This window comes from Nocardia sp. NPDC050406 (genome assembly GCF_044459025.1).
In the GTDB taxonomy this organism is placed as follows: domain Bacteria; phylum Actinomycetota; class Actinomycetes; order Mycobacteriales; family Mycobacteriaceae; genus Nocardia.
The window spans coordinates 100,308-120,167 of sequence record NZ_JBITIM010000005.1 but is presented as its reverse complement, the minus strand read 5'-3'; the positions used below and the strand labels follow the sequence as shown (position 1 = coordinate 120,167).

The following is a 19,860-nucleotide window of genomic DNA, read 5'->3' as shown; positions in this document are numbered from 1 at the left end:
CCATGTGCGTACTTGAGCGGAATCGTGCGCCCCACCAAGACTAATCGGCATGATCACGCACTCGAACAAGGCGCTCACCGTTCTCGGGCTCGGCGATATGGGCTCCGCTCTGACCCGGTCCTGGCTTGCCGCCGGATACGACGTCACGGTGTGGAACCGCAGTCCGCGAACGGTTCCAGAGGCAGCGACGGTCGCCGCCACCGTGTCGGAAGCTGTGACGGCGAACCGTCTGGTCGTCGTATGCCTCCTCGATGACGCTTCGGTGCGTGCCAGCCTCGACGGCGTAGACCTCACCGGCCGGGACATCGTCAACCTCACCACCAGCACACCCGGTGAGGCCCGCGCCCTGTCCGACTGGATCGGCGCGCGGGGCGGACGCCTTCTGGACGGTGGAATCATGGCCGTCCCCTCGATGATCGGCGTCGCGGACTCGGGAGCGTACGTCTTCTACAGCGGCTGCGAGGAGGCGCACGAGACCCACGTCGCCGCTTTGGCGGTACCGGCCGCTGTCAACTACGTCGGCCCGGACCCCGGCTTCGCGGCCCTGTACGACATGGCGCTACTCAGCGCCATGTGGGGCATGTTCGCCGGTGCCACACACGCTTTCGCGCTGATCGGCGGTGAGGACATCTCCCCGATGGAGTTCGCGCCGCTCATGGTCGCCTATCAGCAGGCGATGGCCGAATACGCGTATGGCACCGCCGCGCAGCTGGCCAGCGGCGACTACACCGAGGGCGTGGAGTCGAATCTGGCCATGATGGTCTCGACGAACGCCACCCTGCTGCGCACCGCCGCCGAACAGGGCGTCAGCGCCGAACTTCTCACGCCCTTCATGGCTTTGATGGACAGGCGGGTCGCCGAGGGTGGCGGAAAGGAATCGACCACCGGTGTCGTGGACCTGCTGCGCCAGCGGGTTTCGGCTGCTACCGAGGCTCGAGGATCACAACCGGGATGATTCGGTCGCCCGCGTGCTGCTCGTAGAACTCGAAATCCGGTGTGGCCGCGACGAACCGGGGCCACAGCTGTGCGCGTTCGGTGGGGTTCGCCACCCGGGCGCGAACGGGGCGGATCTGATCGCCGAGGCGAATGGTGGTGTCCGGGTTGGCGAGCAGGTTGTGGAACCAGGCGGGGTGAGTGGGTTGGCCCGCTTTGGATGCGGCGACGGCGACCGCGCCGTTGTGATCGACGTAGATCACCGGGGACGTTCGGCGGGTACCGCTTTTCGCTCCCACGTGGTCGAGCAGGAGGATGCGCGCGCCGGGATGACCGGGCATGTGTCCGCCGAGCTTTCCCTTGCTCCACCGGTAGATACGGTTGTGCCACGCGGTGGAGAGACGCCCGGCATAGATTCCGTGCCGGTTGGCGAATCGCCCTCCGGCGGAGACGATTCGGCCGAGCGTCGATCTGTTGTCCGTCGCCAAGGGTTCCCCCACCTCTCGTTACGCCAAGCGGATATCCGCGGTGGCGAGTCCGAAGATCTTGCGGCCACCGGACTTCGCGACCAGGACGACCACGGCGGTCCGGGTCTCGGGGTCCACGGACTTGACGCGGCCGGTGAATTCGACGGTACCCGCCGCGGCGGCGTCGATCACCGTGTAATTCGACAGGCGCACCCCGTAGCGGGTGATCGCGCCGGGATCGCCGAGCCAGTCGGTGACGTAGCCCGCGCCGAGACCCATGGTCAACATGCCGTGCGCGATCACATCGGGCAGACCCGCGAGTGCGGCGATATCGGCGTTCCAGTGGATCGGGTTGGCGTCACCGGAGACACCGGCGTAGTTGACCAGATCACCGCGCGTCAGCCGGGCGCTTCGGGCGGGTAGTTCGTAGCCGACCGCGATGTCCTCGAAACGCGGTGCGGTGCAGGGGGTTCGCGTGCGCGACACCGTGGAGTAGGTCGGTTCCGAAATCGGGGCCTTGCCGCCGGTGTTCACCACCGGCGCGGGACTGGAGGTATCGAAGCCGTGCATGATCACGTGCCCGATCGCGTCGCCGATGCCCGCGTCTACGTCGGCGCTGGTGAGACCGACAATCGTGGTGTGCATGACCTGCACGACCTCGCCGCGCTGATCGGTGAACGTATTGGTGACGGTCAGCAGATCCTTGCCCGCTATCCGGCGGACCGACGCGAGCTCCACATCGCTGACCAGCCGGTCGCCGGTGACGAGGGGCTTGTACATCTCGAAGACCTGATCGGTCTGCACGAAGACGTCGTAGCCGGTGATGACCGTCTCGAGCAGCCTGCGGTTGGCCAGCATGGCGGCGATGGAGATGAAGGTGGTCGGCGCGACCAGCCCGGTGTATCCGAGGTCCGCGGCCGCGGCGTGATGCCAGTGCGCCGGATGGAAATCCTGTACGGCGCGGGCGTATTCGCGAATCTTCTCGCGCCCGACCTCGTAGTAGTCGTCCGTGCGGTAGCGGTATCCCACCAGCCCCGCCACGTCGAATGCCGCTTCCACCAATGCCACTCCTCGAACACGATCCGATCGAGCTCGTAATCGGTATCCGGGGAACCGAATTCACGAGCCGCTCCACCCTCCCACACACTCGGCGGCGCTCGAGTCCGGGGCGGCCGACCGTCGCAGGTGGGTGGCGAGGAGCGGGCCGAGAACGGCGACGACATCGGAGTTCGTCATCTGGGCGTGCGTCGCGGGAACGGGATGTTCGATGAGCGATCCGGTGACGTAGGGCCGCCACAGGTCGGCTCCGAACATTTCCGTAATGCCCCTGGTGGCCGAGAAATACAGCAGGTCGCCGTCGAAGACCTCCGGGCGGTAACCGTGGGAGAGGGCTACGCCGGTGACATAGCCGCGATGCAGGCGCTCGAGTTGGGTCGCGGAGAGGCCGGTGCCGAAAGACGCTCCCGCGCGGGCCAATTCGGCCGCTGCCTGCTCGGCGGTGACCTCGGGCGCGGAATCCGCGTCGTCGGGTTCGTCGCCGAGGAGATGGGTGAGCAGATCGCGCATGCGGGGCACAGGCGGCGGGTCGGCCTCGGGCGGGATGACGACGCTGTCGAGCATGGCCAGAACGGCGACCGCCGCGCCGCGAGCGCGCAGGCGGACGGCGATGGCGTGGGCGATCTGGCCGCCCAGGGACCAGCCGAGGAGGTGGTAGGGGCCCTGCGGTTGGATGCCGAGCATGGCGTCGATGTAGGTATCGGCGAGATCGTCGATGGTGGTGGGCGTCTCGGCCGTCAGCATGGGGGCTTGCAGGCCGTAGACGGGGCGGTCGGTGATGTGGCGGGCCAACCCGGCGTAGCACCAGGCCAGTGGCACGGCCGAGTGGACGCAGAACAGCGGAGGTCGGGTGCCGCCACGGCGCAGGGCGAGCAGTATTCCCAGCGCGTCGTCATTGTCGGCCGTGGTCGGCTCGTAGGTGGCGATCCGGTCGGCCAACAGCCGAACCGTCGGCGCGACATACAGCCACCGGACCGCGACCGGCACACCCGTCTCCTCGGCCAGTGCCGCCGAAACCGCCACTCCCAGCAGCGAATTCCCGCCCAGTTCGAAGAAGTCGTCGTCGAGACCCACCTGCCGCGCATCCAGGATCGCGGCGAAACTCTCCGCCACCACCCGCTCGAGCGGGGTACGCGGAGCGAGGTAGGCGCGGCTGGCGGGGGCCGGTGTCGGCAGGGCGGTGCGATCGACTTTTCCATTGCCCGCCACGGGAATACGCTCGAGTTCGAGCACCATCGCGGGGACCAGGGCGGACGGCAGCCGGGTGCGCAGTCGCCGCACGATCGCCGCGGTGTCCACGCCAGCGCCCTCGGCGGCGACGACGTATCCGATCACACGCGCCTCGGGGCGGCCCGCGTCGGCGACGGTGGCCACGGCGTAGGCGATCTCGGGTTCGGCCGACAGCGCCGCCTCGATCTCCGCCAATTCGATACGGCGACCGTGCACTTGGACCTGGCCGTCCAACCGGCCGAAGAACTCGAAACCGCCGCACGGGCCGACGGCCACCAGGTCGCCGGTGCGATAGAGCCGTCCGCCGACGGTGAACGGGTCGGCGACGAAGCGCGCGGCGGTCCCGACCGGATTGTTCAGGTAACCGTCGGCGACGCCGATACCTCCCAGATACAGTTCGCCTTTGGCCCCGTGCGGCACCTGCCGCAGCCGTGCGTCCAAAACGACGGCGAACACACCCGGCAGCGGGTCGCCGATGGAGACCGGGTCCTCGGCGGACATGGCCGCCGTCTCGGTCGCCATAATGGTCACCTCGGTGGGTCCGTAACCATTGCACAGCCGCACGTGCGGCGCCCACTCCCGGACCAGCTTCGCCGGGCACGCCTCCCCGCCGATGGCCACCACCTCGAGGTTCGGCACCTCAGCCGGTGTCAAGGTGGCGAGTACCGCGGGTGCCGTCTGCACAACCGTGCATCCGCTGTCACGAATGAGCCGGGCCAGCGGCGCGCCCGCGACCACCGACGGCGGTGCGACCACCAAACGCGCACCCGCCGCGAACGCCGCCAGGAGTTCGAGCAAGTGAGCATCGAAAATCGCGGTATGCGAGTGCAGGAGCACCGATTTCGGGCCGAGACGGTAGTGCTCGACGAGATACGCGGTCAGCGAGCCGAGGCCGCGATGATTGACCACGACGCCCTTGGGTGCGCCCGTGGTGCCGGAGGTGTAGATGACATACGCGGGATACTCCGGGCGTAGCGGGCGAGCGCGCTCCGCATCGTCGATCGGCGTGCTGGCGCACCGCCGCGCGAGGGCCATGGTCTCGGGATCGTCCAGCACCAGCCATTCGATGCCGTCGGCGGGCAACTCCGCGACGACGGATGCGACTGTAATGCCTTGCTGTGCACCACAATCCGCGACAACCGCCGCGTTTCGGGACGCGGGGTCGGCGGGATCGACGGGAACGAAGCACGCACCGGTCTTGGCCACCGCCCACAGCGCCAGCACCGATTCCATGGATCGTGGGATCGCCACCACCACGAACCCGCCCGGCCGCGCGCCGCGTGCCAGCAGGACGCGCGCCCACCGCGAGGACCAGGCGTCGGCCTCCCGATAGGTCATGGCACGGCCGCCGTCGCACACCGCAATCGCATCCGTCGGCGCGGACGCGCACAGCAGCTCGGGCAGCAACCGCACCGGACCCCTCGGCGGGGCGGTCGAGGGAATCGGCGGATTGCCCAATCCTGTTGCCGGACAGTCGGGGTCGGCGGCGATGAAGTGGCCGAAGTAGTCCAGGAACAGGCGATGCTGTCGCTGCACCTCCGCGCGGTGGTAGCGCGCCGGATTCGCCTGGAAGTCGATGCTCACCGACCGCTCGTCCGGCCCGGCCTGATAGCCGTTGACCTGAAGATCGGCCACCGGACCGAGGGCGAGCAGGCGGGCCTGTCCGACAACGGGTCCCAGCCGCAGCGGCTCCACGAAACCCAGGACATTGACCACGGGACCGAATCCGCCCAGCGCCGCGTCGTGGGCATCGCGCATATCCTCGTGCCGGAAACGCTGATGCCGCAGCGCCCCGATCACCGCCGAACGCACCTGTGCCACAACGGCTCCGACGGTGCTCCCATCGACCGCGGTCAGCCGCAGCGGCACCACATTCGACATGGCTCCGGCCGAGCGCCGCAGCGCCACCGTCGGGCGGGCGGTGACCGGCAGCGTGAGGGTGACATCGGACGTGCCCGTCATTCGCGCCAGGTAACAGGCGAACGCCGCGATCACCAGTTCCGGAAACGTCGCGCCGTAGCGTGCCTGCGCGGCGACGAGCAGCGGCGCGGTCGCGTCGTCCAGGGTGCCCGTCACGTGATGCGGGCGGGCCGCCGGAGGCGCCGCCCGCCCGGCCAGGCCTACCGGGCCGTCGAACCCGGCGAGCTGCTTGCGCCAATACTCGCGATCGTCCTGCGCACGCGGCGAATTCTGGTATGCCCGTTCATCTTCCAGCATCTCGACCAAGGTCAACGCCCCCGACGTGGGCACCGTGCCGCACGCCTCCCCGGCGGATTCGACCTGCGCCCGGTAGAGCTGCGCCGTCCGCCGCAGCACCGCCGCGGCCCCCACCCCGTCGAGCACCGCATGATGGCTGCGCAGATACAGCAGATGCCGCGTCGCCGACACCGCGAAGACGACGGCGACGGTCAACTCGTCGGTGAGGGGATCCAACGGCGTACCGTGGTCGCGCTCCATCCACTCGAGCGCCGCACCCACCGGATCGGGCAGAGACCGCAGATCCACCATCTCCAACGGCAACTCCCGAGCGACATCGACGTACTGGTACGGGAACCCCTCCGAAACCCGAAACCGCACATGCGGCGTCTCCAACTCCCGCGCCGCCCGCCGCGCACACCCCGCGATCACCTCGAGCCGCAACGGCCCGGTGAGTTCCAGATACAACGCCACCGTCACCGGCACATCCGGATACAACTGCTGCGCCAGCCACCAACCCCACTGCGCCTTCGACAACGGATACATCGCCGTGCCGGTTTCCGGCCGCACCGTCGACACGCCTCCCTCGGGATCACACCGCCGCTGACGAAACGTACAACAGGGCAAACTTACGGCATCGGGGTGCGGTGGTAGGACAACTTTGCCGACGGCGTTTGCTCGACGCCACGTAGGCAACCCTCTTCACATGATCGGAAAGCTTCGTTCTGTTGTGCTCGACTGCAAAGAACCGGCCGCACTGGCGAACTTCTATCAAGGGGTGCTCGGCGGGAGCGTCGAGACCGTGGATGAGACCTGGTCGGTGTTGACGGACCCGGTGGGGCGGCGATTGGCGTTCCAGCTGTCACCGAAGCACGAGCCGCCGCGGTTCCCCGACCCGCACGGGTCGCAGCAGTTCCACCTCGATATTCAGATCGATGACATCGAAGCTGCCCAGCGGGATGTGCTCGCGTTGGGGGCCGAACGGATCACCGACGCTGTCGAGGACGACACCTTCAGGGTGTTTCGGGATCCGGCGGGGCACACCTTCTGTTTGGTCTGGGGTGTCACCGACAGCGATACCTGAGCGTCGGACCGCCCCGCGAGCGGGCGGCACTCTGGCACAGTAGGTGAATGATTCGGGCGCTGATCCTGGCGGCCGGGGTGCTGCTCGTCGGATGCGGTGGGGCCGTGCCGGATTCGCCGTGGGTGGAGCTGTCGGCTCCGGCCTCCGGTGCGCGGGTGCTGGATTTCGTGCGCGTCGAGGACGGCGTCCTGGCGGTCGGGTCGATACCTACCGCGCACGGGCGGGGACCGGCCGCGTGGCACTCCGGCGATGGGCGGCGATGGCGCGCGGTCTCGGTGCATCCGTCCAGTCCCTATGCCTTCGCGGCCCAGTTGATTTCGGCCGGTAGGGGAGACCGGATCGTCGCACTCGGGCAGGCTTTCGGTGGGGCGCACAGCAATCCGCGCATGACCGTCTGGAGCGGTGATGCCGACACGCTGGTGGAGCATCCGCAGGTGGTCGAGATGTTCGGCGGGCCGAAGGCGATCGCGGTATCCGGGGCGGCGGCCCTCGGCGGCACCAGCCTGCTGGTCGGCGGCTGGGATGGACCGGGCGGGCGGTACGGGGCGGCCGTATGGACCTCGGCGGATGGCGCCGTCTGGCAGCGGCGGGCCGACGACCCGGCGCTCACCTCCGCGCCGGGGGAGCAGACCGGAGCAGCCGATGTGACGACGGGACCTTCCGGCTTCGTACTGGTGGGGCAGACGCTGACGCAGGGGAGATCACGACCGCTGCAATGGATTTCAGGTGACGGGGTGTCCTGGCGACGGATCGAGCTGAAGGGCGACGACGCGGTGGCATCGCGAGTCGGCTGCGACAGCAGCGGATGCCTGGTGCTCGGTCAGACGCTCGGCGCGTCGCCGCGCACCTTGTGCTGGACCCATGCAGACGCCGCGCCCGTCGACGGCCCCGCGGCATCCGTCGTCGATATCTCGCAGATCCTTCGGCAAGGCGGCGAGGCACTGGCCGTCACACGCCTCGACGGCACGGCCCATCTGGCGTCCTTGACCGCGAATTGCACCGACTGGCAAGACATTCCATTGCCCGTCCGCTCGGCGGACGCCCGGATCGTCGCACTGCCCGACGGACTGTTGGTGGCGACCACCGACGACGACGGCAGCCGACTCTGGCTCCGCTCCGAGACGGGTTAGAAGTAGACGCCCGGAACGCAGTACCCCGTCACCAACTGACGGTCCCCGTAGCGCACCGCCGCCGGATCCCACCGCGCGCCCAGATCTTCGACGAATGCCCGCGCCACCTCGAGATCGCCGCGGTCGGCGACCAGGATGAGCGTGCCGTCCTCGGTGATCGACCCGCCGCCGAGCCGTTCTCGCGCCCACGGATCGGCCAGCAGCGCATCGTGCACCCGAACGAGGTCCACGCCCGGCACCCGCACGAGGAATCCGTCGGCGCGCTCATGATCGGCGGCCAGGAATTCGATACCCAGCACCGCCTCCTGGTTGTAGCGCACCTTCAGGTCGTCGGCGATCCAGCACAGATTGTCGCGACCGGTACAGGCCAGCTCGAAGCGGCGCGCGGGCTCGTAGGTGATCTGCCGGGACTGCTCGGACCAATAGATTCCGTCGACGGGTTCGGAGTGGACGGTGAGTCCGAGCTCCATGGCCGCGGTGAGGTTCGTCTCCAGCTCGAACTGGGTGAGCGGATCGTTCATGCGGGGATCGGCGGGATCGGTGATGGTGGCGGTATTCCAGGTGCCGAACAGCTCCGCGGTGGGCTGCAACGGATTGTCCGGCGCGCACGACCACGGGCCGTACGCCTGCGCGGTACCCGACCCCGCGGTGAGCCGCGCACCGGTGAGCGTGACGACGGCCGCGAACGTCGCGGCGATTCTGGCGATGATCATTTCGGTCAAACCCCTCTCGAGAGGGTCGAGAGTCGATGGTCGAACACAGGCGAAGCATCCAAATTGTATTGCGATAACGCCACGGCCATCAGGGAAAACGACACCCTCGTCCACTCGGAGAGGGAGTAAGGTCCCGGAGATGAGCGAGAGGCGGGCGGCGCAGCGCGCGCTGGTGGACCGGGTCCTCAACGGCGACGGCCGGACATCGACGGAGGAGCGCGCTCGCGCCTTCGGCAATGCCAATCTCTCCCCGCCCCTCGACGCCCTGATCGACAAGGTCGCGACCAACCCCACACGCATCACCGACGCCGATTTCACGATGGCCGCGAATGCCGGATACAGCGAAGACCAGGTCTTCGAACTGGTGATATGCGCCGCGGTAGGGCAATCCACGCGCCGCTACGACGCCGGATTGGCCGCCCTCGACGAAGCCACCGCGGAGACCGAATAATGCGCCTCGAGATTCTCGACAGCGGCTACCGTCGCCGAACCAAAGCGCTGTTCGCCCTGATCCGTCTCTTCTCCGGGCAACCGGTTCCCGACGCCGCCAAACTCGTCTTCTACCGCCCCGACTTCTACGGCGACCGAGCGAAGGAATTCACGCACGAAGCCATGCGCGGACCATCGGACTGGTCGGTCGCCGACCGCGAACTGATGGCCGCCTACGTCTCGAAGGCCAACGAGTGCGCCTTCTGCGTCGGCGCGCACACCGCCACCGCCAGCCGCGCCTATCGCGACGACGACAAGGTCCGAGCCGTCCTGACCGACCTGGACTCCGCCCCGATCGACGAGGGTCTGCGGGCGACGCTGCGCATGCTCGGCACACTCACCCGCGAGAACACGGTGAGCGCCGAGGACATGCGCACCGTCCTCGCGGCGGGCGTCACCCGCCGCCAGATCGAGGACGCCCTGGCCGTCTGCGCCGCCTTCGACACCACCAACCGCCTCGCCGACGCCTTCGGCTTCGACGTGCTCGGCCCCGACGGCTTCGACGCGGGAGCCAAATACCTGCTCGCGCGCGGCTACCGGTAAACCCGTCGAGATACATTGCGGCACAGTCCCGATCGATCGAATGATCGGTGAACGGCCCACGAAATCGCGTGCATGACGCGATCGCCCGCCACTGCGCGGGCCTACCGTGATGCGATGGCCAGGGCGATTGTGTCCTGCGCCATAGCGCCAGGGAACGCCCCCGCGGAGACCCCGCCGTCACGGGCACTCCTGGCCTGCGGGTATCGCCGAACGTGGTACCCGTCGCGTGCGTCGAGGCTCGGCGCTGGGTGGCGACGCCGGTAGAACTTGGGGAGACTGGTTTGGGCGGTTGGCGTGTATCCGCACCCTGGGCAACGAAGCCGGTCCGTCCGAGAGCCGTCGTTGCAGAAGGGAGTGGATCATGACCGAGCAACGTTTGGTGGCACCGGACACGATGCCAGCCGCCCGCGAGGCGGCGCTGGAACGGGCCGCGACCCGGCTACGCGAGGAGTTCCACACCGTCTACGGCGCCGACATCGTCGAGCACATGCTCATCTCCTCCTATGATCGGCTCGCCACCACCGCGACCGTCCCCGACTACCTCCCGCTGCTGGCCGAACGATTCGCGCGCGAACGCCTGACCGCGCTGGCCAAGCTGGAAGGCCGAATCACACCCGCGGGACCGGCGGTGCTGTTCGTGTGCACCCACAACGCGGGACGCTCGCAGATGGCGCTGGGCTTCTTCACCCACTTCGTCGGCGATCGCGCGGCGGGTTGGTCCGGCGGCTCGCAGCCGGGCGCGGCGATCAATCCGCTCGTGGTGGAGGCCATGGCCGAGCGCGGCGTCGATATCACCACCGAGTACCCCAAGCCCTACACCGACGAGCTCATGCGCGCCGCCGACGTGGTGATCGATATGGGCTGCGGTGACACCGATCCGATTCTCTCCGGCCACCGATTCGAACAGTGGCCGCTGCGTGATCCGGCGGGGCAGGGCATCGAGGAGGTGCGCGCCATTCGCGACGAGATCGAGGTGCGGATTCGCCGACTGGTGGTCAATCTGCACCTGGCCGCCGGGTAGTTCCTTCGCCTAACGCCTCCGCCTGTCGGTGGGACCGTGCAGAATCTTACGGCGACAGGCGATTTCGAGGGCGAGGAGCGGAACCGGATGGAACGGGAGCGGTTCGCGGAGGCCGTCATGGGCAGTCTGCGGGCCCATGGGGTGACCGACGCGGAGTATCTGGCGGAGGAATTCTCGGTGCGGCACAGCGGTGACGAGGTGCTGTATCTGGGCAATGTCTTCGCCGAATGCGCGGCGGCGGAGGAGGACGAGCGCGAGGAGATGATCGCGCATTTCGTGGGCGCGATGACGACCACCGATGCCCCGCCGGAGGATTGGGCGAGCGCCCGACCCCTGCTACGCCCGGTCCTGCGGCCGGTGACCTACGGACTCGACGACACCGATGTCGCCAAGGCCATGCTGAGCAGGCCCGCGTTCCCGTTCGTCAACGAGGCGGTGGTGGTCGACCTGCCGCGCACCCGGGCCTATGTGACCGCGGATATGACTCGGAATTGGGGCGTCGAGCCGGAGACGATCTTCGCGGCGGCGCGGGAGAACATCGCCGCGATCGCGCGGCCGGGGTCGCCCGAGGAGTTGGAGATCGTCCGATTCGTCGACGACGGTGACTCGTACTTCGGTTCGTGGCTGTTGGTGCCGGGGTGGCTGGCGAGCTACGGCGGCGGTGCACACCGACCGGTCGCCTTCATTCCCGACGATCACACCCTGCTGGTCATTCCCGACGATCCGGAGCTGCTCGAGCGGATCTTCGAGATGGTGGAGGAGCAGTATCGCGAAGCGCCGCGCCAGATTTCGCCGCAGGGCTACACCGTCGACGAATTCGGCACGGTCGTGCCGCTCGATCAGGTCGAGGCGCATCCCTCGGCGCTGCGGGCGCGCGGCGGGCTGGCGGTGACCGAGTACGCCATCCAAACCCGGTTCCTGGAGGACAAATTCGAGCGCGATCTCGATCTGCTCCCGCTCAGCGATGTGGCACCGGCCTTCGTCGCCTCGGTGCTGTTCCAGCTGTTCGACGGGGTTCCCGCCACGGTGACCATCTGGGGCGAAGGCGTGGAATATCTCCTGCCCGAAGCGGATTACGTGCACTTCGTGCGCAATGACGCCGACGACGAGATCGAAGTGGTGTGCACCGTCCCCTTCGATGCCGTCGTGGAGATCATGGGGCTGGTGCCACTGCCGGGGCTGAATCCCTCGCGGTTCGAGGCGCGGGAATGGCCGGACGAGGCGACGCTGGCCCTGCTGGCCGCGCGCGGTGTCAGCCCTGACGAGTGACCGCCAGGGCGAGATCGGTGAGGCGGTGCGCGCGGGCTATCTCCGCCGGGGTGAACGGCTCGCCCGCGCGGACGAAGGTCATGGGCGGCGCGTCGATCTCGAGGACCACCCCGCTGGCGTCGGCGGACTCGGCGCTCGGCACATAGTGCGCCCCCAGTAGTTCCGCGATCACGAGGGGCAGCTCCTCCGGATCGGCGGCCAGCCGACCGGCGAGGCTGAGCGCCCGCGTCTGGCCGTCGACCAGGGTGAGGGCGGCGGCGGGCCAAATGCCGACCACCGCGCCACCCGCCCGAGTGATCGCCGATTCCAGGATGTGGCTGGTGATCTCCGCGGGCGTGGCCACCACGAGCTCGTCCAGGACGCCGTTCTCGAGGTGGTGTACGTGCACGGTGAGGATATTGGCGCGCCGATGGGCCAGCTGCTTGGCCAGCATTTCCAGCCGCCCGGGCCGGTCGTCGATGCGCACGCGAATGCGCCACAGTTGATCGGCGCTGTGCACATGGGCGCGGTGCCGCAACTCCGGGCCGTGCAACCACGCACCGAGCATGCGCATGGCGGAAGGCTCCACCACCCAGATGACGAGAATGGTGGTGGTGATAGTGAGCAGCAATACCGTTGCGAGATAGGGCAGCTCGTAGTGGAGGACCAGGGCGTGCAGCGCCAGCTCCACCGGGAACACCGCCGCCAGCTTGGCCAACGCCAGTCGGGTGCGGCGCGGATGCGGTAGGCGGCCGCACACCTCGCAGGCCAGGATATCGGTTCGCCTCATATTCACCAGGGTCGCGAATCGAGGTTTCCCCTGTGTGCCCGGTTGTAACAACGCGATGAAGTACGAGTGCAAAGTGGCTGCGCTGTAGAGGCTTTCGGTGGCGTGCCATACATTCGAGCGTCGGTAGTGACGAGTAGCACTGTATTTGCCTATCGATCTCGTTCGCTGTTGCGTGGCGGGACTATTGGATGTCCGAGCAACGAACAGCGCTGTCCCGCAAGGATGTTCACGCGAACTTTGCTTGTGTCGCAGACGTTGTCTGGTTACATTGTGCGAGATGAATCGTGCACGATGTAATTCGAACGGGCCGGTAACGGTGGCCGATCTGATCGTCACCCGGATCGCGCGACATTCCAGCCATCTGTTCGGTGTGGGCGGTGCGAATATCGAGGACATCTACGACGCGGTGGAGCGGGGGCCGAGCGGTTTCACCGGTGTGGTCGCCAAACACGAATTCGGTGCCGCGACCATGGCGGACGGCTACGCGCGCACCACCAACCGACTCGGTGTCGTAGCCGCGACCTCCGGCGGTGGGGCGCTGAATCTCCTTGCGGGCCTGGGGGAGTCGTTCGACTCGCGGGTGCCGGTACTGGCGCTCGTCGGGCAGCCGCCGACCACGCTCGAAGGGCGTGGAGCATTCCAGGACACCAGCGGTGCGCCAGGGCGATTGGACGCCGAGCGACTATTCGGTGCCGTGGCCCGGCACTGTGAGAGAGTCAGCGACCCAACGAATACCGTCGCCGCACTCGACCGTGCGATCGACTCCGCGTACGGCGGCGGCCCGGCGGTGCTGCTGCTGCCCAAGGATATTCAGACCGCTACGGCTGCGCCCGAATCCCCGGTGCCCGAGCGGGAGCGTCCTGTCGACTCGCCCCTCATCGCGACACTCGACACCGCACTTGCCCTTTCCGATTCGGTTGTCGCCGCGGCGCACCACCCGCCGACCATCGACCACGCGGCGGTCACCCTGCTGCGCGAAGCGTCCGGCCGCACCGTGATTATCGCCGGACCCGAGATCGCCCGCGCGAATACTCGCGCCGAACTGAAGATCTTCGCCGAAGCCCTCGGCGCGCCGGTCCTGGTGACCCCGGACGCCCGAGACACCTTCCCGAACACGCACAGCGGTTTCGCGGGAGTTGTCGGAATCATGGGCCACCGCAATGCCCCCGACCTCCTCGCCGCTGCCGAGGTGGTGGTCCTCGTCGGCACAACACTCCCGCTCACCGCCCGCGCCGGGCTCGACGCGATCCTGCCCCAGGCTCGAGTACTACACCTCGGCATGGAATCGCCCTTCGTTCACACCGACTTTCAGCTACGCGCGCCACTGGCGCGAACGCTCACCGACCTGGCCGCGCGGGTCGGCACCGGCCACTCCGACAGCGCCAGCACCGGCGCATCCGCCGTGCCGAAGCGCGCCGAGGATGCTGGCGGCGGCGCGCATCCGGCGGCGATCGATGCGCATCGTCGGCCGGTCGAACTCGATGTGCCCCCCGCGGCCGGTCCCGGCATTCGATACCGGGAGGCGGTGTCGGCGATCGCGAAGTGGCTCGCGCCGGGGACCGATGTGGTCGTGGACGCGGGCAATACCGGTGCGGCAGTAGTGCATTACCTGCCAGTGGCCGAGGATGGACGGTTCGTCATCGCGCTCGGGATGGGCGGCATGGGGTACGCGTTCGGGGCGGGCGTGGGGAGTGCGCTGGGGCGTCGACGGCGCACCTGTGTGATCGCCGGGGACGGGGCGTACCTCATGCACGGCCACGAGGTGCACACCGCCGTCGAGTACCACGTGCCGGTGACGTTCGTGGTGTTCAACAACAACGCGCACGCCATGTGCGTGACGCGGGAGCAGCTGTACTTCTCCGGCGAGTACACCTTCAACCGGTTCGCGCCCGCCCAGCTCGGGGCGGGGGTGGCCGCCACGTATCCCTCGCTGCCCACCTGTATCGCCACCACCTTGGCCGAACTCAAGGACGCACTCGACCGAACCAGGGAGGCATCCGGCCCCGTATTCCTCGAGGTCGTCTGCGATCCGGACGAAATCCCGCCGTTCGCACCATTTCTGAAGGAGCTCACCGCATGACCATCGAATCCGACGCCGCACCGATCGACGTCCCGGACCTGGAGGTGCCGGGTGTCTACCGCATCGAAACGCTCGCGCTCAACGAGGGCATGCCCATGGTGCTCGATATGACCCGGGCGGTGTACCCGCACGACGAGATCTACGGAAACTACTGCACCGTCAACGAATACATCGACGCGCCGCCGGACGAGGTGTTCGACTACCTCTCCGACACCCGGAGCTTGGCCGAATGGACCTACAGCATGCGGGGTTTCGAGCGCACCGACCAACCGGGTCTGTGGGTGTGCGACGACCGGATCGGCGAACACACGCGCATCTACACGCGCACCGTCGCCAGCGCGGAGGCCCGCACCGTGGACTACCACTGCGCCTGGGATCAGGCCGACCATCTCTGGATGATCTACCTCATGCGGGTCGTGGACGCGCGACTGGTCCTCGGCAAGCCGGGATCGGTCGTGCTGTGGACCAATTGCCACCACCCGTTCTACGACAACAACGGCTACCCCGAGACCGCGCCGCCGGACCGCCCCGTGTGGGTCGGCGATTTCTGGCATCTCTTCGCCGCCGGACATCTGCTGGAACTGCGCAATCTCAAGGCGATCTGCGAACACCGCCACGCCGCCGGCGCGCCCATCAAGCCCGAATGGATGACCCCCGCATGACCACCGTGAGCCTGCTCGACGTCTCCGGCTACCTCCCCGAGAACGCCGTCCCCGCTGACTATTTCGAACGTTTCGCCGACCCCTCCGACATCACCTCGAACGCCATGTTCAAGGCCCCCAAGTTCCGCCGCCACATCGCGCCCGGCGAGACCCCGGCCGATATGGCCGAACGCGCCGTCGCACCCCTGCTCGAACGCCACGGTCGAGAGGTCTTGCGCGACATAGACATTCTCATCGTGCACACCCAGCTGCCCGAAACCGGCATTGTCGGCAATGGGGGAGAGGTGGCCGCCCGACTCGGTATCGCCCCGGAATGGCTCATCGACCTACACAACGGCGGCTGCGCGGCCTTCATCCACGCCATGAAGCTGGCCCGCCAGATCATGGTAAGCACCTCGGCCCGCGCCGCACTCGTCGTGACCGTGCAGAACGCCGCGGGACAGATCTTCACCCAGGAGCAGGTGCGCGCAAAGCCGCAGGCCGCCATACCCGGTGATGGCGCGGGCGCGGGTCTGCTCGTCAAATCCGACAGCTCCCCGATCCTCGATCTCGAAACCCGCCACCTCCCCGAATTCGCCGGGCAGATGACGGTGATCGCCGACCCGCCGCGCCGCTACTGGGAGGCCGGGACCGGCCAGATGCACGTCGGTTTCACCGATTCGAAAATCGCCAAGGTGCTTCAGCGTGGCAACCGCATCGTGCCCGAGGTGGTGCACACCGTCTGTCAACGGCTCGCGATGGCGTCCCAGGACCTCGATCTGCTCGTCACCAATCAGCCCAATCGCGCCTTCTTGCGTAACTGGCGCGATGCGCTGCAACTGCCGCGTGAACGCCATCCGGATACCTTCGACGAATGTGGAAACCTGTTCGCCGCGGGCATTCCCATCACCTTCGACCACGCCGTCCGGGAAGGCCGGGTGCGGCCGGGCGATACCGTCATGTTCGCGGGTTTCGCGCACGCCGGAGATTTCGCGGGTGCGGCCGCGGTGCGGTGGGGTGGACGGTGAGCCCGGTGAGGACCCGCGCCGGGCTCCGACACCGGCTGGCGCTCAACGAAAACCCGTACGGCCCACTGCCTTCGGTACATGCCGCTCTGACCGAGGCGTTGGCGGGCGCGAACCGATATCCCGAGTTCATTCCCGCCACCTTGCCGCGCCTGATCGCCGAGCACCACGGTTACGACCGTGCCCGCATCGCCGTAGGCCCGGGCGCGACCGGCGTCATCATGTGGGTACTGCAAGAATTCGCGGCGGCGGGCGGTCGAGTGGTCATGACCGAGCCGACCTTCGACGGCTATCCGCTGCTGACCGCCACGGTCGGAGGGGAAGCGGTCCTCGTGCCCCTGACCCCGCAGGGCTGCCAGGACCTGGCGGCCATGGCCGCCATCGGCGATGCCAGCACCGCGCTCATCGTGCTCTGTAATCCACACAACCCCACCGGAACTCGCCTCGCTCCGGAGGCCCTCGACAGCTTCCTCGACGCCGTCGACCCCTCGGTGCCTGTCCTCCTCGACGAGGCGTACATCGAGTTCGTCGCACCCGCCGAACGCGCCGACACCGAGGCCCTGCTCGACCGCCATCCGAATCTGATTGCCGTACGCACCTTTTCGAAGGCCTTCGGTCTGGCCGCGCTGCGCATCGGCTACGCCATCGGGCACCCGGACCTCATTGCCCGCATCCGCCGCTGGCAGGTGCCCTTCGGAATGCACGCCCTCGCCGAGGTCGGCGTACGCGCCTGCTACGCGGCCGAACTGGAGCTGGCCGCCCGCGTCGAAGCCATCACCGACGAACGCACTCGGTTGGCGACCGGCCTGCGCGAGCTCGGTTGGCGAATCCCCACCAGCGCGGCCAATTTCGTCTATCTCCCCGTCGCGGACGCGGCCGAGCTGCATCGCCTCGACGCGGCCTTCACACACGCGGAGATACTGGTGAAGCACTGCCCTGCGGGAATTCGCGTGACCGTCGGCGACTGCGCCGCGACCGAGGCGGTGCTGGCCGCGGTGGCCGCGGTCCGGTGACCGAACACTTCGCTGGTACAGCGTAAAGTGCAGCTATGCCCGACGATTCACCATTCGCACCGTGCCCCGGTGCCGTCGAGGCCGGAGGGTCGGATCCCGCGGACCGCGAGGACGACCTGTTGCTGCTCACCTCGCAGCTGTGCTTCGCGCTGTACTCGACCTCACGGTCCATGACCGCCGCCTACCGCCCGTTCCTCGACGCCATGGACCTCACGTATCCGCAGTACCTCGCCCTGCTCGCGCTGTGGGAGCGGCCCGGCGTCACCATGAAGGAACTCGGCGAGCACCTGCGGCTCGACTACGGCACGGTGTCACCGCTCATCCAACGCCTACAGACCCGCGGCTTCGTGGAGAGCGTGCGCAGCAGCGCGGATCGGCGGGCCGTACACCTGCGACCCACCGAGGCCGGGCTGGCCCTGCGGGAGCCCGCCCGCGCCATGATCGAGGCGGTGCTCGCCGACGTGGGCTACCCCCTCGACACCGTCATCGCGCTACGCGACCAGATCAATGCCCTGGGCGAACGCCTGGAAACCGTTGTCGCACAGCGTCAAGCCGTCGCCCGATAACTCCTGGCCACCAGCGCCGAACGCAGGTACCACAGCCCCGACGCCTGGGTCGGGTCGAAGCCGGTGAGCTGTGCTATTCGCTTGAGCCGGTAGTCCACCGTATTGGTGTGCACATGCAGGACCCGCGCGGTGCGCTGCCGATTCAGATTGTTGGCGATATGGCGTTGCAGGGTTTCCAGCAATTCCGGATGCTCGTCGAGGCGATCCAACAGCGAACCCAGGTATTCGCGGCCCGGACCCGGTCGGGTGAGCTGGAATTCGAGGGCGAGATCGTCGAAACGGTAGAGCCCACGCACACATTGCAGGCGATGGACCATATCCAGGAGATCGTGCGCCTGATCGGCGGCGGTCGGAATTCCCGACGGAGTGGTGGTGACGGTGGTCGCGGTGATCGGCACCCGTCCCGCGCGCGAGAGATGCACGATGAGTTCGTCGAGATCCTCGGGCGCGTCCGCGGTGTCCGGAATGAGAATGGTGCCGCCGTCGACGCTCAACAGCGACAGCGCGGTATCGGCGCAGCGCAGCGCCAATTCCGCCTGCACCCGACGAAGTTTGCGCCGGGCCACCACCTTGCCGTCGAGCGTGGGATCGGACTCCTCCGGATGCGCCGGAATCGACAGTGCCAGAACGTGATACGAGTCGGCGATCTCGATACCGCATTCGCGCGCCATGGTGGAGGTGGGGTGGCCGCCCAGCAGTGCGGAGGTGAGGGTGTGCACGGCGGTGTGGTGTTCACCGACCACCGCGCGCAATTCGCGGACATAGGCCAGGGATACGGCCGAGGTCATGCGGTCGAGCATTTCGACGACGAGTTTGGCGGCGTCGATGAGGCTCTCGTAATCGCTCGAGGCCAACCGGAATTCGCTGTCGTCGCCGCGAAAGCGCGCGGTGGCGGTGGTGACCACCAGATCGAATCCGATTTTGAAGCCCTCGTGAATGGCGTGGTGAATGGTGTCGATGGGCACGCCTTCGCGCGCCCACTGCGCCGCCGCCTCCTGTAACCGCTCGGTCTTGGCGGGCAGATCGGTGCCGTCCAGCATGCTGACGGCGATCTCCAGGCAGGTGCGCGTAATGGTGGTGATATCGCCGTAGATGGCATCGCCGGGCAATGTCCCGCAGGGCGCGACATTCTCGACGAAGTGTCCGACCATCTGCCTCGACAGTGCCCAGACGTCCTTCAGTGGGGACGACATCGGTCTACCGGAAAATGTGAGACCGGCCTTCTCGGTGCTGTCGACGGGCATCGATGACTCCTTCCGCCCCCGAACTAGCTGTGCGGCTGGATAACATTAACCAGCGCGACCGTACCGGCGAACCGTTTCAGGGTGATCTGTGCCAGGGTCGAACCCGGGTGGGCACTCGTTGTGAAAGGTCACAAACGAGGCGCTCAGCGCCACAGATTGCGGCAGGGTAGGCGTCGCAAGCCGGGGCGGACACGACTGTCCACCGTCACCGCCAGGCCCGAATTCAGGGCGGCGGCGGTGAATTCCCAGGCCTCGGCGCTGGTGGCGGCGTATTCGAGGACGAGGGCGTCGCCGGGGCCCGGTCCCTCGAAATAGACGGTGATGCGGCGATCGGGCACCTCGCCGCTGTCGTCGCACGTGGCGGGAACCATACTGCTCATAGCTGCGACGG

The 19,860-nt window shown here is 67.8% G+C and carries 19 protein-coding genes; 12 read left to right on the top strand and 7 right to left on the bottom strand.

The window, feature by feature from the left end; genetic code table 11:
* The first annotated feature begins 49 nt into the window (after positions 1 to 49).
* On the top strand, positions 50 to 955 hold the full coding sequence (locus tag ACIBH2_RS32380) for an NAD(P)-dependent oxidoreductase (RefSeq protein WP_397124533.1): 906 nt from the start codon (positions 50 to 52) through the stop codon (positions 953 to 955).
* Here the strand turns inward: ACIBH2_RS32380 and ACIBH2_RS32375 are convergent.
* Genes ACIBH2_RS32375 through ACIBH2_RS32365 form a run of 3 tightly spaced genes read right to left on the bottom strand, consistent with a single transcriptional unit; the run spans position 924 to position 6,461 of the window.
* Positions 924 to 1,421, bottom strand: coding sequence for a nitroreductase/quinone reductase family protein (locus ACIBH2_RS32375; RefSeq protein WP_397124532.1), 498 nt, complete (start codon positions 1,419 to 1,421; stop codon positions 924 to 926). The two genes, ACIBH2_RS32380 and ACIBH2_RS32375, sit on opposite strands and share 32 nt — an antisense overlap.
* An 18-nt stretch (positions 1,422 to 1,439) precedes the next feature.
* Positions 1,440 to 2,462 (bottom strand): fused (3R)-hydroxyacyl-ACP dehydratase subunits HadA/HadB, encoded by a 1,023-nt coding sequence (locus ACIBH2_RS32370; protein ID WP_397124701.1) that lies wholly within the window; start codon positions 2,460 to 2,462, stop codon positions 1,440 to 1,442.
* Positions 2,463 to 2,519: 57 nt separating this feature from the next.
* Entirely contained in the window at positions 2,520 to 6,461 is a 3,942-nt protein-coding gene (locus ACIBH2_RS32365; RefSeq protein ID WP_397124530.1) for an amino acid adenylation domain-containing protein, read from the bottom strand.
* Between the two features lie 127 nt (positions 6,462 to 6,588).
* Here ACIBH2_RS32365 and ACIBH2_RS32360 point away from each other — a divergent pair, with 127 nt between their 5' ends.
* Together ACIBH2_RS32360 and ACIBH2_RS32355 are read left to right on the top strand one after the other, a co-directional pair.
* Positions 6,589 to 6,966 carry a VOC family protein gene (locus tag ACIBH2_RS32360; protein ID WP_397124528.1) on the top strand — a complete coding sequence of 126 codons (378 nt, stop codon included), beginning with the start codon at positions 6,589 to 6,591 and terminating at the stop codon, positions 6,964 to 6,966.
* A gap of 47 nt (positions 6,967 to 7,013) precedes the next feature.
* Positions 7,014 to 8,096 (top strand): hypothetical protein, encoded by a 1,083-nt coding sequence (locus ACIBH2_RS32355; protein WP_397124526.1) that lies wholly within the window; start codon positions 7,014 to 7,016, stop codon positions 8,094 to 8,096.
* Here ACIBH2_RS32355 and ACIBH2_RS32350 read toward each other — a convergent pair.
* Positions 8,093 to 8,809, bottom strand: coding sequence for a hypothetical protein (locus tag ACIBH2_RS32350; protein WP_397124524.1), 717 nt, complete (start codon positions 8,807 to 8,809; stop codon positions 8,093 to 8,095). The genes ACIBH2_RS32355 and ACIBH2_RS32350 overlap by 4 nt on opposite strands.
* Before the next feature lie 139 nt (positions 8,810 to 8,948).
* On the opposite strand from ACIBH2_RS32350, the gene ACIBH2_RS32345 reads away from it, so the two are divergent.
* From ACIBH2_RS32345 to ACIBH2_RS32330, 4 genes are all read left to right on the top strand, one after another.
* Complete coding sequence (locus tag ACIBH2_RS32345) at positions 8,949 to 9,260, top strand: hypothetical protein (protein WP_397124522.1); 312 nt, start codon at positions 8,949 to 8,951, stop codon at positions 9,258 to 9,260.
* Positions 9,260 to 9,841 carry a carboxymuconolactone decarboxylase family protein gene (locus ACIBH2_RS32340; RefSeq protein WP_397124520.1) on the top strand — a complete coding sequence of 194 codons (582 nt, stop codon included), beginning with the start codon at positions 9,260 to 9,262 and terminating at the stop codon, positions 9,839 to 9,841. The genes ACIBH2_RS32345 and ACIBH2_RS32340 overlap by 1 nt, the downstream gene beginning before the upstream one ends.
* A gap of 361 nt (positions 9,842 to 10,202) precedes the next feature.
* Positions 10,203 to 10,862: an arsenate reductase ArsC gene (locus tag ACIBH2_RS32335; RefSeq protein WP_397124518.1), complete on the top strand. Its 660-nt coding sequence runs from the start codon at positions 10,203 to 10,205 to the stop codon at positions 10,860 to 10,862.
* An 87-nt stretch (positions 10,863 to 10,949) separates the two neighbouring features.
* Positions 10,950 to 12,131, top strand: coding sequence for a hypothetical protein (locus ACIBH2_RS32330; protein ID WP_397124517.1), 1,182 nt, complete (start codon positions 10,950 to 10,952; stop codon positions 12,129 to 12,131).
* Here ACIBH2_RS32330 and ACIBH2_RS32325 read toward each other — a convergent pair.
* Positions 12,115 to 12,900, bottom strand: coding sequence for an amino acid-binding protein (locus ACIBH2_RS32325; RefSeq protein ID WP_397124515.1), 786 nt, complete (start codon positions 12,898 to 12,900; stop codon positions 12,115 to 12,117). The genes ACIBH2_RS32330 and ACIBH2_RS32325 overlap by 17 nt on opposite strands.
* A gap of 277 nt (positions 12,901 to 13,177) precedes the next feature.
* Between ACIBH2_RS32325 and ACIBH2_RS32320 the strand changes: the two genes are divergently transcribed.
* The 5 genes from ACIBH2_RS32320 to ACIBH2_RS32300 are packed head-to-tail and all read left to right on the top strand — an operon-like array spanning position 13,178 to position 18,225.
* Positions 13,178 to 14,980 carry a thiamine pyrophosphate-binding protein gene (locus tag ACIBH2_RS32320; RefSeq protein WP_397124513.1) on the top strand — a complete coding sequence of 601 codons (1,803 nt, stop codon included), beginning with the start codon at positions 13,178 to 13,180 and terminating at the stop codon, positions 14,978 to 14,980.
* Positions 14,977 to 15,642, top strand: a complete 666-nt coding sequence (locus tag ACIBH2_RS32315; RefSeq protein ID WP_397124511.1) for an SRPBCC family protein — start codon at positions 14,977 to 14,979, stop codon at positions 15,640 to 15,642. The genes ACIBH2_RS32320 and ACIBH2_RS32315 overlap by 4 nt, the downstream gene beginning before the upstream one ends.
* Positions 15,639 to 16,649, top strand: coding sequence for a 3-oxoacyl-ACP synthase III family protein (locus ACIBH2_RS32310; protein ID WP_397124509.1), 1,011 nt, complete (start codon positions 15,639 to 15,641; stop codon positions 16,647 to 16,649). Before ACIBH2_RS32315 ends, ACIBH2_RS32310 begins: the two co-directional genes overlap by 4 nt.
* Before the next feature lie 5 nt (positions 16,650 to 16,654).
* On the top strand, positions 16,655 to 17,659 hold the full coding sequence (locus ACIBH2_RS32305) for a pyridoxal phosphate-dependent aminotransferase (RefSeq protein WP_397124507.1): 1,005 nt from the start codon (positions 16,655 to 16,657) through the stop codon (positions 17,657 to 17,659).
* A 35-nt stretch (positions 17,660 to 17,694) separates the two neighbouring features.
* Positions 17,695 to 18,225, top strand: coding sequence for a MarR family winged helix-turn-helix transcriptional regulator (locus ACIBH2_RS32300; RefSeq protein WP_397124505.1), 531 nt, complete (start codon positions 17,695 to 17,697; stop codon positions 18,223 to 18,225).
* On the opposite strand, the gene ACIBH2_RS32295 is transcribed toward ACIBH2_RS32300, so the two are convergent.
* Entirely contained in the window at positions 18,207 to 19,418 is a 1,212-nt protein-coding gene (locus ACIBH2_RS32295) for a PucR family transcriptional regulator (RefSeq protein ID WP_397124503.1), read from the bottom strand. The genes ACIBH2_RS32300 and ACIBH2_RS32295 overlap by 19 nt on opposite strands.
* A 194-nt stretch (positions 19,419 to 19,612) precedes the next feature.
* Entirely contained in the window at positions 19,613 to 19,849 is a 237-nt protein-coding gene (locus ACIBH2_RS32290) for a hypothetical protein (protein ID WP_397124502.1), read from the bottom strand.
* Between the last annotated feature and the right edge of the window lie 11 nt (positions 19,850 to 19,860).